This is a genomic window from Oerskovia sp. NPDC056781 (assembly GCF_042789955.1).
Taxonomy (GTDB): Bacteria; Actinomycetota; Actinomycetes; order Actinomycetales; family Cellulomonadaceae; genus Oerskovia; species Oerskovia rustica.
In genome coordinates, this window is the sequence record NZ_JBHUAD010000084.1 from 1 (window position 1) to 15,409 (window position 15,409).

Consider the following 15,409-nt stretch of genomic DNA (forward strand, 5'->3'; position numbering starts at 1 on the left):
CGTGGGAGCAGCCCGACCGCCCTCGGGGTCGAGACGTCGGGCGCGTCCCGACGCGTCGTCAGTCGACGATCTCGCAGATCGCGGTGCCCGAGCTCACGCTCGCGCCGACGCCGGCCGAGAGTCCCGTGACACGGCCCGCGCGGTGCGCCACGAGCGGCTGCTCCATCTTCATGGCCTCGAGGACCACGATGAGGTCTCCCTCGGCCACCACGGCGCCGTCGGCGACCGCGACCTTGACGATCGTGCCCTGCATGGGCGACGCGAGCGTCGTGCCGTTGCCCCCGTTGGTCTTGGCGGCGGCGCGGCGCGCCGGGCGACGTGCGGCGTTGGCCGTGCGGGCCCGACCGGCGGCCATGCCGAGACCGGCGGGCAGCACGACCTCGAGGCGCTTGCCGCCGACCTCGACCACGACGCGCTCGGTCGCAGGCGCCTCGTCCTCCTCGGGGGCCTGGGCCGGGGCCGCCGGTGCGAGCTGCTTGAGCTCGTCCACGAACGAGGTCTCGATCCAGCGCGTGTGCACGCGGAACGCCGAGTCGTCGGCCGGGACGAAGTCCTCGGCGTCGAGCACGGCCCGGTGGAACGGCAGGACCGTGGGGATGCCCTCGACGACCGTCTCACGCAGCGCGCGGCGCGCGCGCTCGACGGCCTCGCGGCGGGTGGCGCCCGTGACGATGATCTTGGCGATCATCGAGTCGAACGCCCCCGAGATGACGTCGCCCTGCGTCACGCCGCTGTCGACACGGACGCCCGGCCCGCTGGGGAAGTGCAGGCGCGAGATGCGGCCGGGGGCCGGCAGGAAGTTCGCGGCGGGGTCCTCGCCGTTGATGCGGAACTCGAGCGAATGACCCCGGGTGGCGACCGAGGAGTAGCCGAGGGGCTCGCCCGCGGCGATGCGGAGCTGCTCGCGCACGAGGTCGATGCCCGAGACCTCCTCGGTGACGGGGTGCTCGACCTGGAGCCGCGTGTTGACCTCGAGGAAGGAGATCGTGCCGTCGGCGCCGACGAGGAACTCGCACGTCCCCGCACCGACGTAGCCGGCCTCGCGCAGGATGGCCTCGGACGCCTTGTAGAGCTCGGCACGCTGCTCGTCCGTCAGGAACGGCGCGGGAGCCTCCTCGACGAGCTTCTGGTGGCGGCGCTGGAGCGAGCAGTCGCGCGTGGAGACGACGACGACCGTGCCGTGCTCGTCGGCGAGGCACTGGGTCTCGACGTGCCGCGGGGTGTCGAGGTAGCGCTCGACGAAGCACTCGCCGCGACCGAACGCGGCCGTGGCCTCACGGACGGCCGAGTCGAACATCTCGTCGATCTCGTCGACCGTGCGCGCGACCTTGAGGCCGCGCCCGCCGCCGCCGAACGCCGCCTTGATCGCGATGGGCAACCCGTGCTCCGCGGCGAACGCGTGGACCTCGGAGGCGCCCGCGACCGGGTCGGGCGTCCCGGGCACCAGCGGAGCGCCCGCGCGGTGCGCGATGTGCCGCGCGCTGACCTTGTCGCCCAGCGCGTCGATGGCTGCGGGCGGCGGGCCGATCCAGACGAGGCCCGCGTCGATGACCGCCTGGGCGAACCCGGCGTTCTCGGCGAGGAACCCGTAGCCGGGGTGCACGGCGTCGGCGCCCGAGCGGCGGGCGACGTCGAGCAGCTTGGCGATGTCGAGGTACGTGTCCGCGGCCCGCGCGCCGTCGAGCGCGAAGGCCTCGTCGGCGAGACGCACGTGCAGGGCCTCGCGGTCGGAGTCCGCGTACACGGCCACCGACGCGATCGAGGCGTCGGCACAGGCGCGCGCGATGCGCACGGCGATCTCGCCGCGGTTGGCGATGAGAACCTTCGACAGGCGTCGGGTCGGGCTGGTCGCGGGGTTCGTGGAGTTCTCGGGCACGGCTCACGGTAGCGCGTCGGGTGCCCTCGGTTCACGCTCCGACCGGCGGTACTGGACAAGATTGGAGATCAGGCCAAGGCTCACCGGGGCCGTTTGTAGGAACCCTCCATGGTCGGCGGCGCGAACCGGGCCGTGGCGCGTCATGGTTGTACGGCACCGACAAGCAGGCGGCCCGGCCGTTCCCTCCGCCCGGCGTCGGAGCGCACGAGCGGGAGGAGCGGTCGGGCCGCCTGGAGGGCCTGGCCCCGCCGGGCCGGACGAACCTCAGGACCAGAGGTCGGTCCAGGTGACCCCGATCTCGCCGAGCAGCTCGCGCACGAGCGGCAGGCTGATCCCGACCACGCCGTGGTGGTCGCCCTCGATGCTCTCGACGAACGCACCTCCCAGGCCGTCGACCGTGAACGCACCGGCGACCGCGAGGGGTTCGCCCGTCGCGACGTACGCCGCGATCTCGGCGTCGGAGACGTCGGCGAAGTGGATCGTCGTGGAGCTCGTGGCCCCGAGCGTGGCGCCGCTGCCGCCGTCCTGCGGGTCGCGCAGGTCGACGAGCCAGTGCCCGGTGTGGAGCACCCCCGTCCTGCCGCGCATCGCACGCCAGCGCTCGGTCGCCTCCGCGGCGTCCCGAGGCTTGCCGTAGACGGCCCCGGCGAACTCCAGCATCGAGTCGCAGCCGACCACGACGGGCGCGAGGTCGTCGGGCCCGACGACCTCGCTCACCTCGTCGCGCTCGCGCGCCTCGCGCGTGAGGACCTGGGCGACCTCCTCGGCCTTGGCCTGGGCGAGGACGAGCACAGCGTCTGCGGGGTCGAGCGCGCCGAACCGGGCCGCGGCCGCCTCGAGGACCGCGTCCTCGTCGAGGCCCGAGACGCGGACCTCGGGCGTGACCCCCGCGGAGCGCAGGGTCGCGAGGCGGGCGGGGGACTGCGAGGCCAGGAGCAGACGGACACCCGGGGCCGGCGTCGCAGCCGTCACCTGAGCGCCTCGCGCAGGACGTCGAGGCCCACGGACCCGAGGTTCAGGGCGCGCTCGTGGAACGCCTTGACGTCGAACTCCTCGCCGCGTGCCTCGGCAGCGGCGCGGGCCGCGTCGCGGGTCTGCTCCCACAGCCGCTGGCCGACCTTGTAGGACGGGGCCTGGCCCGGCCACCCGAGGTAGCGGTTGAGCTCGAAGCGCACGAACGACTCGTCCATGTTCACGTTGGCCTTGAGGAACTCCCAGGCCTTGTCGGCGTCCCAGCGCGGGTCCTCGGAGTCGCCGCGCCACTCCTCGGGCGCGTCGAGCCCGAGGTGCACGCCGATGTCGAGCACGACGCGCGCCGCGCGCATGCGCTGGCCGTCGAGCATCCCGAGGCGGTCGCCCGGGTCGTCGAGGTAGCCGAGGTCGGCCATGAGGCGCTCGGCGTACAGGGCCCAGCCCTCGCCGTGGCCGGAGACCCAGCAGGCGAGGCGGCGCCACGAGTTGAGGGTGTCGCGCGCGGCGACGGCCTGGCCGCACTGGAGGTGGTGGCCGGGGACGCCCTCGTGGTAGACGGTCGTCTTCTCGCGCCAGGTGTTGAACTCGGTCACGCCCGGCGGGACGGACCACCACATGCGCCCGGGGCGCGAGAAGTCGTCGCTCGGCGGCGTGTAGTAGATCCCGCCGGTCTGCGTCGGGGCGATCATGCACTCGAGGTCCAGGACCGGGGTCGGGATGTCGAAGTGCACGCCGTTCAGCGCGGCGATCGCGGCGTCCGAGGTCTCCTGCATCCAGGCGCGCAGCGCCTCGGTGCCGTCGAGCTTGCGGCTCGGGTCGGCGTCGAGGGCCGCGACGGCCTCCTCGACCGTGGCACCGGGACCGGCGATCTGTGCCGCGACGGCCTCCTGCTCGGCGATGACGCGTGCGAGCTCTTCGAGTCCCCAGCGGTAGGTCTCCTCGAGGTCGACCTCGGCGCCGAGGAAGGCGCGCGATGCCAGTGCGTATCGCTCGCGCCCGACCCCGTCGGCCACGGGGGCCTGCGGTGCGAGCTCGTTCTCCAGGAAGTCGGCGAGCCGCGCGTAGGCGGCCAGGGCGCCCGCGGCGCCGAGCTCGAGCTCCTTGCGCACCAGGGCGCACGCGGACGACTCGTCGAGCACGGCTGCGGCGGCCTCGCCCCGGACGAGGTCCAGGAAGAACGAGGACTCGGGGTCGGCGAGCTCGCGGGCCTGCTTGACGCCTTCGCGGACCTGGCGGATCGCGGCGACCTTGCCTCGCTCGGCGGCACTGGTCAGCGAGGCGATGTACCCGTCCATGGCGCCGGGCAGGGCGGCGAGACGGGCCGCGACGTTCTCCCACGCCTCGAGCGTGCCCGTGGGCATCATGTCGAAGATGTCGCGCAGCTCCTGGAGCGGCGAGGCGATGTTGTTGAGCATCGCGAGGTCCTCGCCCGCCTCGTGCAGCTCGAGCGAGAGCCCGATGCGCTCGCGCATCGCGGCGAGCGTGACCCGGTCGACGTCGTCGACGGGCTGGGCGTCCGCGAGCTCGGCCAGCACGGCCCGGTCCGCGGCCGCGAGGGCTTCGTACCCGGCGGGCGACAGGTCGGTCATGAGGTGGTCGTAGCCGCTGAGACCCATGGCCGTGGCGGCGAGCGGGTTCAGGTCGGCGACGGTGCGCACGTACGCGTCGGCGATGGCGTCGATCGCCGTGGGCGGGCGGGGGGTCCGGACGGTGGGGGTGCCGGGCTCGGCCGGCGACGTGGGTGAGGTCACCCGGTAGAGGTTACTGCGTGGTACCGGTGGCGGCGTCGTCCGCGAGGATGATCAGATCCCGCGCAGGAGCCGTTCCGCCAGGTCGAGCGCGGCCGACGGGTCCGTGGGGTCGAGCGGCTGCGGGGCGCCCCCGTCCGGTCCGATGTACACGAGCTCGTCGTCGTCCTCGTAGACGAGGACCGACCGGTTGCTCCCCGGGAGCGAGAGGTCGACGCGAACGGTCCGCCACGCCCCGGTGGGCGGGACCTGCTCGACGTCCAGGTGCGGGCGCTCGGCACCCTCCCGGCCCAGGGCCACGAGGAAGTCCTGGTTCGCGGAGTCCGCAGGCTCCGCTGCAAGGGGCGGGGCGCTGCCGGGCGTCGCGTCCGTGGCGGTGGCCGCTGAGGGGCCGGCACCACCGTCCGCCGGTGACGGGTGCATCGCGCCCAGGAGGTCGTCGGCCCAGGCGCGCTGGTAGCGCACGAGCACCACGCGCGGTCGCCCGTGCGTGCCGCGGGGGTACCAGACCGCGACGGGGTCGCCCGAGCGTGGGCCGTCCGTCCCCGCCGGGACGGGCACGGTGAACGACGTCCGGACGGGGAGGTGGTCGACCGAGAACGTGAGCCGACCGCTCACGTGAGCGGCGCCGTCGGGCAGGACGCGCAGGGCAGCGGCCTCGCCGGACGCCGCGGTGCTGTCGACGAGCACCGAGCCCGTGGTGCGCTCGGCGTCCGCCAGGGCGTCACGTGCGCGCGACTCGCGCTGCGCGTCGCGGTCGTCGAGGTAGCGCGCGAGCGCGAGGACCGCGACGAGCAGGAGCAGCACCGCCAGGACGCCCAGGACGGCCGCGGGAAGCGGCCAGCCCTGGGAGGGCGCGAGCTGGCGGTAGGCGACGAGCACGGCCGCGGGGACGGTCGGCACGGTCCACGCCCACCGGCGCCAGCCGGTGCGGGCCGGGAGCGGGGGCAGGGCCGACCCGGGGCCGTCCGCCGCGAGCGGACGTTCGACGGCCCCGGGGTCGTCCGCGAGCTCGACCAGGACGGTCGTGGTCTGGCTCATGACTGCAGGCTCCACCGCCAGGCGTCGGCGTTGTGCCGACCCGAGCGTCCGCCGAAACTCTTGGCCGTCGCGCCCGAGCCGGTACCGCGCAGGCTGCGCGACCGGTTGGTCCACTCGGGCAGGGGCGCCTCGTCGTCGGGCACGTGCGACGCGGCCGCCGCGGCGGCGAGCCCGGCGACGAGCGCCGCGACCTCGAGGTCGTCGGGGGCGCCGCGCACCACGCGCAGCTCCCGGCCCGACGACGCAGCACCCGTCTCGCTCACCGCTCGCCCTCCGGCGCCTCGTCGCCCGCGTCGCCGTACCCGTCGAAGTCCGCGGCCTCGCCGCGCGACGCGGCCCACTCGGGGACGTCGAAACCCGACTCGACGAGCGCGGCCACGACCTGCTCGCCCGCGTTGTCGAGGAAGTCGATCACGGCGTCGAGGGACGTGTCGGGAGTCTGGCCCGGGCCCACGACGAAGCCCAGGTAGAACGGCTCGGCGACCTCGGGGGAGGGCGGTGCGTCGGCGTCCGCCCCGGTCCCGAGGTCCTCCTCCGCGCCCCACACGAGCGAGCTCAGGTCCGGGTGCATGCCCAGCGAGTCGTGCAGCGCGTCGTAGAGCTGGGCGTTGAGCGCGCCGATCGCGGCCTCGAGCGCGAGGACCCGCGGGTCCTCGTCTGCCTCGGACGCGCCGAACTCGGTGCGTACCCCGACCGCCGTGCCGACGTACTCGTGCAGGGCTGCGGCGAGGGCGTCCACGGCCGCATGGATCGGGGCGTCGTCGACCGGGCCGAGGGGCTCGGTGCCGTGCGACGCACCGTCGTGGCCGTCGGCCGGGTGCTCGTGGCCGTGTCCTGCGTGGTCGTCGTGCTGCTCGTCGGGCATGTCGTCCTCGCGGTGGGTGTCGTCGTTCGGTGGCGGTGTCGGTGGTGTCCTGGAGGTCATCGCGTCTCCAGGATCACAGCGGGATGTTCCCGTGCTTCTTGGGAGGCAGGCTCGCCCGCTTGGTGCGCAGGGCGCGCAGCGCGCGCACGACCTGCACGCGGGTCTCCGACGGACGGATGACCGCGTCGACGTAGCCGCGCTCGGCGGCGTCCCACGGGTTCACGATGGCCTCCTCGTACTCGGCGACCAGGCGGGCGCGCTCGGCGTCCACGTCCAGCCCCGCCTCGGCTGCGGACCTCAGGGCTCCGCGCTGGAGGATGTTGACCGCGCCACCGGCTCCCATGACCGCGATCTGTGCCGTGGGCCAGGCCAGGTTCACGTCCGCGCCGAGCTGCTTGGAACCCATGACGATGTACGCGCCACCGTACGCCTTGCGCGTGATGAGCGTGACGAGCGGGACCGTGGCCTCGGCGTACGCGTAGATGAGCTTGGCGCCGCGGCGGATGATGCCCTGGTGCTCCTGGTCGACGCCCGGGAGGAAGCCCGGGACGTCGACGAGCGTCAGGACCGGGATGTTGAAGGCGTCGCACGTGCGCACGAACCGCGCGGCCTTCTCGGCCGCGTCGATGTCGAGCGTGCCCGCCATCGCGAGGGGCTGGTTCGCGACCACGCCGATCGACTGGCCCTCGACGTGCCCGAACCCGACGATCACGTTCTTCGCGAACAGCGGCTGGACCTCCAGGAAGTCCCCGTCGTCCAGGACGTGCTCGAGCACGGTCCGCATGTCGTACGGCTGCGTGTCGGAGTCGGGGATCAGCGTGTCGAGCTCGAGGTCGTTCTCGGTCACCTCGAGATCCGTGTCCTCGGGGGCGAAGCTCGGCGCGTCCGAGAGGTTGTTCTGCGGCAGGTAGCCGATGAGGTGGCGCACGTAGTCGATCGCGTCGTCCTCGTCGGTGCCCATGTAGTGCGCGACGCCCGAGCGCTCGTTGTGGGTGCGGGCCCCGCCCAGCTCCTCGAAGCCCACGTCCTCGCCCGTGACGGCGCGGATCACGTCGGGGCCCGTGATGAACATGTTCGACGTCTGGTCGGCCATGACGATGAAGTCCGTGAGCGCGGGGGAGTACACCGCGCCGCCCGCGCTCGGGCCCAGGATGAGGGAGATCTGCGGGATCACGCCCGAGGCCGCGACGTTGCGGCGGAAGATCTCCGCGAACTGGGTCAGGGCCGCGACGCCCTCCTGGATGCGCGCGCCGCCGCCGTCCGAGATCCCGATGAGCGGGACACCCGTACGCAGCGCGAGGTCCTGGACCTTGGTGATCTTCTGGCCGTGCACCTCGCCGAGGCTGCCGCCGAAGACGGTGAAGTCCTGCGAGTAGATGCAGACCTGGCGGCCGTCGACCGTGCCGTGCCCCACGACCACGCCGTCGCCCGCGAGCCGCTTCTTCTCGAGCCCGAAGTTCACCGAGCGGTGCTTGGCGAACGCGTCGAGCTCGACGAAGCTGCCCTCGTCGAGCAGGGCCTCGATCCGTTCGCGGGCCGTCTTCTTGTTCCGGGCGTGCTGCTTGGTGCGCGCTGCCTCCTCGGGCGCGACCGATGCCTCGGCACGCCGACGGTCGAGGTCGGCCAGCTTCGCTGCGGTGCCGATGAGCTGACCGGTGGGGGCCGGGGTGGTGCCGGCGACAGGTTCGTTCACGCAGCCGAGCCTAGTTGGTGGGTGGGACCAAGGGGGTGCGAGGGATCGCACCGGCATGGACGCGGCCGTTGGAGGGTTCCCACAACGGGTCACCTCCGGGGGCGAGCACGGCCGTCTGCCTCTGCCGCGCTCGGGGTGCACGCGTGCATGATGGGCACATGACGACTGTCGACCACCCCGCGCTGCGCCCCGGCTTCCTGGCGGACCTGCTCGTGGCCCCGCACGGCCCGCTCGCCCGGCTCGAGGTCGTGGAGGAGTCGGCCTCGACGAACACCGAGCTCGCGGCGGCCGTGGCCGCCGACCCGCAGGCCTGGCCGGCGCCCGCCCTGCTCGTGGCTGAGCACCAGGTCGCCGGACGTGGCCGCTCGGGCCGCGGGTGGCAGACGCCCGCACGGACCGCGCTGACGGGCTCGCTCCTGGTGCGCCCCGACGTGCCGCGTGAGCGCCTGAGCTGGTTGCCGCTGCTCGCGGGCCTTGCGACGGTCCGGTGCCTGCGGGCGACGGCGGGGGTCGAGGCGGTGGTCAAGTGGCCCAACGACGTCCTTGTCCCGGCGCCCGGCGCGGCCGACGGGTCGGCCCGGGAGGAGGCCGGGTGGGGCACGTACCGCAAGGTCGCGGGCATCCTGTGCGAGCTCCTGCCCGACGGCGGCGCGATCGTGGGCGTCGGGCTCAACGTCCTGCAGAGCGAGCGCGAGCTACCCGTCCCGTCGGCGACGTCTCTCGCCCTGGTCGGCGCCGCGACGACCGACCGCGAGGTGCTGCTGACCGCGCTCGAGGAGTCGTTCGCGCAGACCCTGGGGCGGTGGCAGGCGGCGGGAGGAGATGCCGTCGAGGCCGGGCTCGCCGAGGAGTGCGCCGAGGTCAGTGCGACTCTCGGGGCGCAGGTGCGGGTCGACCTCACGGGCGGAGGTCAGGTGGTCGGTGAGGCGTGCGGGTTCGGTCCGGACGGTTCGCTGGTCGTGCGCGAGGCGGACGGGACGGAGCGCGTGCTGCACAGCGGCGACGTGCACCACCTGCGGCTGCGCGACGGTGCACGTGCGGGCGCGCCGGGCGGGCCGTCCGACGAGGTCACGGCGGGCGAGCCCGGCGGGGTGCCGGGTCCCCTGAACTAGGATCGGTCTGTGACGCACGACATCCCTGAGGCAGCCGACGAGACCATCGAGACGACCGAGGCGGCGGGGGAGAGTCGGCTGGAGCGCCGAGCGGACGCGGCGGCGCTGTCCGCGCTCGCGGGGGCCGCGAGGCCCGACAGCCCGCCCTCGGCGCCGTCGCCGGTCGAGGCGGACCTCGACGAGGCGCTCCTGGGCGGTCCTCGAGCGCTCACGGTCGAGGGGCTCGCCGAGCGCGCCGGGCTGACCGAGCGTCAGGTGCGCTCCTACTGGCAGGCGCTCGGGCTGCCCATCACCGAGCAGCAGGAGCAGATGTTCACCGAGGACGACGCGGTCGCCCTCGAGGAGATCTACTCGGTCGCAGAGCACGAGAAGTTCGACGACCGCTCGCTCACGACCCTGATCCGGTCGATGGGGCACACGACCGAGCGGCTCGTGCTGTGGCAGGTCGAGGCGCTCGTCGAGCACATGACCAAGCGTTTCGACCTCGACGACACGAGCGCCCGCCTGCTCGTCCTGGACCGGCTGCCGGACCTCGCGCCCGTCCTGGAGACCCAGCTGCGCCACGCGTGGCGCCGCCAGCTCGCGGCGGTCGCGGCGCGGTTCACGGTCGAGTTCTCCGAGGCACGTGCCGGGGACGTCACGGACTCCCAGGCGCTGCCGCTGCCGCGAGCCGTGGGTTTCGCGGACATCGTGTCGTTCACCAAGCGCACCGCGGGCCTCGGGTCGAGCGAGCTCGCGGAGTTCGTCCAGCTCTTCGAGACCCGTGCGCGCGACATCATCACCGCGGCGGGCGGCCGGGTCGTCAAGACGATCGGCGACGCGGTCCTCTACGTCGCCGACGACGTCGCGACGGGCGCCAAGGTCGCGCTCGGTCTCGCCGAGGAGGGCGAGCGTGCCGGGGAGGGCATGGAGGTGCCGCCGGTCCGGGTCAGCCTGGTCTGGGGCCGGGTGCTCTCGCGGTTCGGCGACGTGTTCGGACCGTCGGTGAACCTGGCCTCGCGGCTCACCGAGATCGCCGAGCCGACGACCGTGCTCCTGGACCGTGAGACCGCGGCCCTGCTGTCGCGCGACTCGCGCTTCGCCCTGACCGCACAGCCCGAACGAGAGGTGCCGGGGCTCGGGGTGATCGAGCCCGTGCGCCTGCAGTGGGCGTACAAGGGCTGAGGTCGGGCCTCAGACGGCCTGGACGAGCTCCGGGCCGTCGTTCGTGACGCTGTTGACGAGCGGCGCGACCTCCTGGGCCTTCATGCGGACCTCGGGTGCGATCAGCAGTCCCGCGGCCTCGTCCTTGCCGACCGCAGGATCGAGCCATGCGTCCCACCGGTCCGGGGCGAGCGTGAGCGGCATCCGGTCGTGGATCGAGGCGAGCGCCGGGGCCGCGTCGGTCGTGATGATCGTGGTCGACACCAGCCAGCGGGCGGGGTCGTCGTCGGCCTTGGCAGGGTCGCGCCAGAACTCGTAGAGGCCCGCGAACGCTGCGACCGCGGGGCCGTCCGGGTGGATGAAGAACGGCTGCTTGGTCACCTTGGGCCTGCGGGCGGTGGACCCGGGAGCCGGAGGCGTCTCGATCTTCCGCCACTCGTAGTACCCGTCGGCCGGGACCAGGCAGCGCCGGGCCGCGAACGGCTTGGCGAACGCGGGCTTGTCGAGCAACGACTCGGACCGTGCGTTGATCATGCGTGCACCGACCCCCGGGTCCTTGGCCCAGCTGGGAACCAGGCCCCAGCGAGCCACGCGCAGCGAGCGGCGGACCTCGCCCGTGTCCTTGACCGCACGCTCGACGACGATCCGTACGGGGTCGGTCGGGGCGACGTTCCACGACGGCGGCAGGAGCCGCGCGTCGTCCGCGAGGTCGGCGATCGCGAACTCGTCGGCGAGGTCCTGGGCGTCCCGGAAGGAGGCATAGCGTCCGCACATGTCTCCCAGGATGCCTCGTGCCACCCACGCCGCGCGCTGCGCTCGGCGATCGCGCCGGCGAGCGGCGCCGTCGGGCCTCGGCCGTGGCTAGGTTGACAGGCTGACTAGTTAGCGGCACGATCTAGCCATGTCCGAGCACATCTGGCCCAGCGAGTGGCTCCGCGGCGTCCTCGACGTCTGCGTGCTGCGCATCCTCGCGGACGGCCCCACCTACGGGTACGCGATCGCCGCACGCCTGGCCGACGGCGGCCTCGGGGTCATCAAGGGCGGGACGCTCTACCCCCTGCTCGGGCGCCTCGAGACCGGGGGTCTCGTCACGGTCGAGTGGCGAGCCGGCGACGGCGGCCCCGGGCGCAAGTACTACGACCTCACCGACGCGGGACGCGACGAGCTCGCGCAGCGCGCCGCCCTGTGGGAGGCCTTCACCCGCACGACCGGCGACCTCGTCACCGGCGCAGGCGCCGAGGCCGGGGCCGAGCACCCCGGCGCAGCCGACCACCCCGTCCGTCGACCCACCCCGACCGAGGAGAACCGATGACCCGCACGAGCGAGAAGCGGACCGCCACGCGCTACGAGATCGAGAGGCGCCTCGCGCCGCACGTCGAGGAGGGGTGGGCCGAGGCCTTCGTGATCGAGTTGAGGCTGCTCGACGCGCCAGGGGCTGCCCTGGGAGCGGCGCTCGCCGAGGTCGAGTCCCACTGCGCGGAGAGCGGCGAGCCTGCCGCGGAAGCGTTCGGGGACCCCGTGGCGTACGCGCGCAGCCTCGACCTGCCGGTCGAGCCCGACGGACGGTGGGAGGTCGTGAAGGTGCTCGGGCCGGCCTCCGCCCAGTTCCTGGGCCTGCTGCTCCTCGGGTGGGGCGGCTCGGCGGTGGTCCTGGCCGGGCGAACCGGCGAGGTGGCGCCGAGCGTCGACGTGACGGCCGGGATGCTCGCGATGATCGCGGTGTTCGGGGTGGCGATCCTGCTCTTCCACCGGTTCGGTTCCGCGGTGCTGCGACGGGTCCTGGAGCGTCCCGTGGTGTCGTTCCTCGCGCTGGCGGGGTGCATGGCGGTGCTCGTCGTCCTCCCCGTCCTGCTGGACGGCGTCCTCGTCACGCTCCCGGCCTGGCCCGTGGCGGTGGTCGGTGGTCTCGTGCTGGCCGCGGGCACGGTGTGGAGCGCGGTCCAGGCCCTGAGGGGCACGCTCGACGACCCGATCGTCTCGCCGCTGCCCGGCGCGCCGCAGGACGTTCCTGCCCGGCGGTCGCGTCTCCGGTCGGCGACGGTCACGTGGCTGGTCCCGGCGCTCGCGCTCGTCTCCCTCGGTGCCACGTGGTTCCTGCTGGGGCGCTGACCCTGCGGCGATGTCCGGCGGCGGAGGGGGCCGCGCCGTCGTGCACGTCACGGAAGGGTGGGCCCGAATCCGGGGGTGGCCGAGCTGTCGAATCGTTATGATCGAACCCATGGAGACACCCCCGGCAGGAACTGCACCCACCCCGCCGGCGCCCCGCTCCACCTCGGAACCCACCGTCCCGGCCCGGCGCCCCGGACGCTCGACCGTCAAGTGGGTCCTCCTGCTCGGTGCGCTCGCCACGCTCCCGGCGTTCACGGTCGACATGTACCTGCCGTCCCTGCCCGACGTCGCAGCGGACCTCGACGCGAGCCCTGCCCTCGCGCAGCTCACCCTGGCGGGGATGCTCGTCGGCGGTGCGTTCGGGCAGCTCGTGATCGGCCCCCTGTCCGACCGGTACGGGCGCCGGGCGCCAGTGATCATCGGTCTCGCGCTGCACGTCGTGACCTCGGTCCTGTGCGCGGTCGTGCCGACGATCGGCTGGCTCATCGTCCTGCGCGTCCTCCAGGGCTTCTTCAACGCCTCGGCCCAGGTCGTCTCGATCGCCGTGATCCGCGACCGGTTCACCGGCTCGGACGCCGCCAGGATCCTGTCGCGGCTCATGCTCGTCATCGGCCTCGCGCCGCTCCTGGCGCCGACCATCGGCTCGTTCGTCGCCGGGCACGGCGACTGGCGCTGGGTGTTCTGGGTCCTCGCGGTCCTGGGCCTCGTCCTGGGGCTCATCGTCCTGCGTTTCATGCCCGAGACCCTCGAGACCGAACGCCGTCAGGCGGGCGGGGTCGGCAGCGTCTTCCGCGGCTACGGGGCGCTCCTCAAGGACCGCCACTTCGTCGCCCTCGCCGTGCTCCCCGGGCTCGGCATGGCCGTCCTGATGAGCTACGTCGTCGGGTCGCCGTTCGTCCTGCAGGAGGGATACGGGCTCACCCACCAGCAGTTCGCCGCCCTGTTCGCGGTCAACGGGATCGGCCTCGTGATCTCGGCCCAGGTCAACGCCTCGCTCGTGCGGCGCGTCGCCCCCGTGCGGATCCTGCGCGCCGCCCTGGTCCTCCAGGGGGTGTTCGCGGTGGGGCTGTTCGTCGTGGCGCTCACCGGGGCGGGCGGCCTGATCGGGCTCCTGGCCGCGCTGTGGCTCACGCTCGCGCTCCAGGGACTCATCCCGGCCAACGCCTCCGCGCTGGCACTGACCCGGCACGGCGAGAGGGCCGGGACGGCCGCCGCGGTCATCGGGGCCTTCCAGGCCGGGGTCGCCGGGCTCGTGAGCCCCCTCGTCGGGGTCCTCGGAGGCGACGCGGTCGCCATGAGCACGGTCATGCTGGGGGCCGTCGTGGCCTCCCTCCTGGTCCTCGGGCTCGCGACGCCCGCGTTCCGCAAGGGCGGCTGGCACCTGCCCGCCTGAACCTGCGCGGGGGCCCGGACGCGGCTTGTCGGCGGCTCGTGCGTTGCTCGGCCGCTGCTCGTCGAGGGGCTGGTGCCGGGCGACGAAAGGTCGCGCGGGTGGCAGATCCGGCACGACACTTCACACTTCCTTTGCACGACACGAAGGCCTTGGCCGTGCGGTGGAACTAGGCTCGTCCCATGCCCAGCCCGAAGACCGCCTCGAAGAGCGGCCCTCATCACGCGCGCTCCCAGCGCACGCACAAGGTCCTTCGTGCCATCGGACTCGTCACCACCGCAGGCCTCGCCTTCGGCGTCGTGGGCGGGGCCGCCGCCTACATGGACTGGCAGTCGGCAGTGACCGTCAGCGACGTGTCGGCACTGGTCGACCCGCCGGCGACGCCCGAGCCGCCGCGCGACCCGGACGACCCGTACGCGGGGAAGTCCCTCAACATCCTCGTGATGGGGACCGACTACCGCGACGAGGAGAACGCCGAGCTCGCCGGAGCCGAGGAGGGCATGCGCTCCGACACGACGTTCGTCGTCCACATCTCGGGTGATCGCAGCCGGATCGAGGTCGTGTCGATCCCGCGCGACTCGCTCGTCGACATCCCCGCGTGCAACCTGTCCGACGGCGGGACGACCCGCAAGCAGACGGGCGCGATGTTCAACTCCGCGTTCGAGATCGGGTCCGGAGGGGTGGACGACATGGTGGGCGCCGCGGCGTGCACCATCACGACCGTCCAGGACCTGACCGGGTTGACCATCACCGACCACGTCGTGGTCAAGATGACGGGTGTCATCGGGGTCGTCGACGCGCTCGGTGGCGTGCGGATGTGCTTCCCGGAGCCGGTCGTGGGTGGCTCTCACTCGCGCGACCTCAACATCGCTGCGGGCGAGCAGGTTCTCGACGGCCGTACCTCGATCAGCTTCCTGCGAGCGCGCAAGGGGAGCGGCATGGGGCTGGAGATGGGCAGCGACCTGGCCCGGATCGCCCGCCAGCAGGCGTTCCTGGACTCGATGATGCGCGAGCTCCTGTCGAAGAACATCATCACCGACACCCCGCAGCTCTACGGCCTCATCAAGGCCGTGCTCTCCTCGATCAGCGCCAGCCCCAACCTCGCTGGCCTCGACTCCCTGGCCGGGCTGGCCTTCTCCCTCAAGGACATCGAACCGAGCGAGATCGTCTTCACGCCGCTGCCCGTGGTCGAGGCGCCGAAGGACAAGAACCGCGTCGTGTGGACCAAGGACGCCCAGGCGATCTGGGACCGCATGGCGGCGGACGAGCCGCCGCCCGGGCACGAGACGCCCGCGCCCCCGGCGGACGGCGGTGCGGTGGCGCCCGACACGGGGGCCACGGTTCCCGACACCGGCGCCGCGGTCCCCGACGCCGGCACGACCGGCGAGGTGGCACCGCCGGCCGACGCCGGCACGACCACCCCGCCTCCGCTCCTCGAAGGGGTCTGCGCCTCCTGAGGG

The 15,409-nt window shown here is 73.5% G+C and carries 14 protein-coding genes; 6 read left to right on the plus strand and 8 right to left on the minus strand.

The genetic code is table 11. From position 1 onward, the window contains the following. Nucleotides 1–58: 58 nt before the first annotated feature. The 7 genes from ACFRCR_RS09405 to ACFRCR_RS09435 form a co-directional block, all read right to left on the minus strand. Nucleotides 59–1,876: an acetyl/propionyl/methylcrotonyl-CoA carboxylase subunit alpha gene (locus ACFRCR_RS09405; protein WP_377677012.1), complete on the minus strand. Its 1,818-nt coding sequence runs from the start codon at nt 1,874–1,876 to the stop codon at nt 59–61. A 264-nt stretch (nt 1,877–2,140) separates the two neighbouring features. Continuing rightward, entirely contained in the window at nt 2,141–2,848 is a 708-nt protein-coding gene (locus ACFRCR_RS09410) for a Maf family protein (RefSeq protein WP_377677014.1), read from the minus strand. Beyond that, on the minus strand, nt 2,845–4,599 hold the full coding sequence (locus tag ACFRCR_RS09415; RefSeq protein WP_377677016.1) for a DUF885 domain-containing protein: 1,755 nt from the start codon (nt 4,597–4,599) through the stop codon (nt 2,845–2,847). Before ACFRCR_RS09415 ends, ACFRCR_RS09410 begins: the two co-directional genes overlap by 4 nt. 51 nt (nt 4,600–4,650) lie before the next feature. Beyond that, the gene (locus ACFRCR_RS09420) at nt 4,651–5,637 is read right to left on the minus strand and encodes a hypothetical protein (protein WP_377677017.1); all 987 of its coding nucleotides are present in this window, start codon (nt 5,635–5,637) and stop codon (nt 4,651–4,653) included. Beyond that, on the minus strand, nt 5,634–5,900 hold the full coding sequence (locus ACFRCR_RS09425; protein ID WP_377677019.1) for an acyl-CoA carboxylase epsilon subunit: 267 nt from the start codon (nt 5,898–5,900) through the stop codon (nt 5,634–5,636). The genes ACFRCR_RS09420 and ACFRCR_RS09425 overlap by 4 nt, the downstream gene beginning before the upstream one ends. Continuing rightward, entirely contained in the window at nt 5,897–6,562 is a 666-nt protein-coding gene (locus ACFRCR_RS09430; protein ID WP_377677021.1) for a hypothetical protein, read from the minus strand. The genes ACFRCR_RS09425 and ACFRCR_RS09430 overlap by 4 nt, the downstream gene beginning before the upstream one ends. Nucleotides 6,563–6,575: 13 nt before the next feature. Further along, entirely contained in the window at nt 6,576–8,195 is a 1,620-nt protein-coding gene (locus ACFRCR_RS09435; RefSeq protein WP_377677022.1) for an acyl-CoA carboxylase subunit beta, read from the minus strand. A 158-nt stretch (nt 8,196–8,353) separates the two neighbouring features. Here ACFRCR_RS09435 and ACFRCR_RS09440 point away from each other — a divergent pair, with 158 nt between their 5' ends. Next, on the plus strand, nt 8,354–9,307 hold the full coding sequence (locus tag ACFRCR_RS09440; RefSeq protein ID WP_377677024.1) for a biotin--[acetyl-CoA-carboxylase] ligase: 954 nt from the start codon (nt 8,354–8,356) through the stop codon (nt 9,305–9,307). Between the two features lie 9 nt (nt 9,308–9,316). Then, nucleotides 9,317–10,471, plus strand: a complete 1,155-nt coding sequence (locus ACFRCR_RS09445) for an adenylate/guanylate cyclase domain-containing protein (protein WP_377677026.1) — start codon at nt 9,317–9,319, stop codon at nt 10,469–10,471. A gap of 9 nt (nt 10,472–10,480) precedes the next feature. On the opposite strand, the gene ACFRCR_RS09450 is transcribed toward ACFRCR_RS09445, so the two are convergent. Continuing rightward, nucleotides 10,481–11,224: an SOS response-associated peptidase gene (locus ACFRCR_RS09450; RefSeq protein WP_377677027.1), complete on the minus strand. Its 744-nt coding sequence runs from the start codon at nt 11,222–11,224 to the stop codon at nt 10,481–10,483. 127 nt (nt 11,225–11,351) lie between these two features. On the opposite strand from ACFRCR_RS09450, the gene ACFRCR_RS09455 reads away from it, so the two are divergent. From ACFRCR_RS09455 to ACFRCR_RS09470, 4 genes are all read left to right on the plus strand, one after another. After that, nucleotides 11,352–11,762, plus strand: a complete 411-nt coding sequence (locus ACFRCR_RS09455; protein WP_377677029.1) for a PadR family transcriptional regulator — start codon at nt 11,352–11,354, stop codon at nt 11,760–11,762. Next, a complete protein-coding gene (locus ACFRCR_RS09460) occupies nt 11,759–12,559 on the plus strand; it encodes a hypothetical protein (protein WP_377677031.1) in 801 nt (266 codons plus the stop codon). Before ACFRCR_RS09455 ends, ACFRCR_RS09460 begins: the two co-directional genes overlap by 4 nt. A gap of 109 nt (nt 12,560–12,668) precedes the next feature. Next, complete coding sequence (locus ACFRCR_RS09465) at nt 12,669–13,952, plus strand: multidrug effflux MFS transporter (RefSeq protein WP_377677033.1); 1,284 nt, start codon at nt 12,669–12,671, stop codon at nt 13,950–13,952. Nucleotides 13,953–14,131: 179 nt separating this feature from the next. Next, a complete protein-coding gene (locus ACFRCR_RS09470) occupies nt 14,132–15,406 on the plus strand; it encodes an LCP family protein (protein WP_377677035.1) in 1,275 nt (424 codons plus the stop codon). Nucleotides 15,407–15,409 lie beyond the last annotated feature (3 nt).

Coding starts and splice junctions, on each gene's coding strand:
- ACFRCR_RS09420 (WP_377677017.1), bottom strand. CDS start 5,637: ATGAGCCAGACCACGACCGTCCTGGTCGAGCTCGCGGACGACCCCGGG.
- ACFRCR_RS09430 (WP_377677021.1), bottom strand. CDS start 6,562: ATGACCTCCAGGACACCACCGACACCGCCACCGAACGACGACACCCAC.
- ACFRCR_RS09440 (WP_377677024.1), top strand. CDS start 8,354: ATGACGACTGTCGACCACCCCGCGCTGCGCCCCGGCTTCCTGGCGGAC.
- ACFRCR_RS09450 (WP_377677027.1), bottom strand. CDS start 11,224: ATGTGCGGACGCTATGCCTCCTTCCGGGACGCCCAGGACCTCGCCGAC.
- ACFRCR_RS09455 (WP_377677029.1), top strand. CDS start 11,352: ATGTCCGAGCACATCTGGCCCAGCGAGTGGCTCCGCGGCGTCCTCGAC.
- ACFRCR_RS09460 (WP_377677031.1), top strand. CDS start 11,759: ATGACCCGCACGAGCGAGAAGCGGACCGCCACGCGCTACGAGATCGAG.
- ACFRCR_RS09465 (WP_377677033.1), top strand. CDS start 12,669: ATGGAGACACCCCCGGCAGGAACTGCACCCACCCCGCCGGCGCCCCGC.
- ACFRCR_RS09470 (WP_377677035.1), top strand. CDS start 14,132: ATGCCCAGCCCGAAGACCGCCTCGAAGAGCGGCCCTCATCACGCGCGC.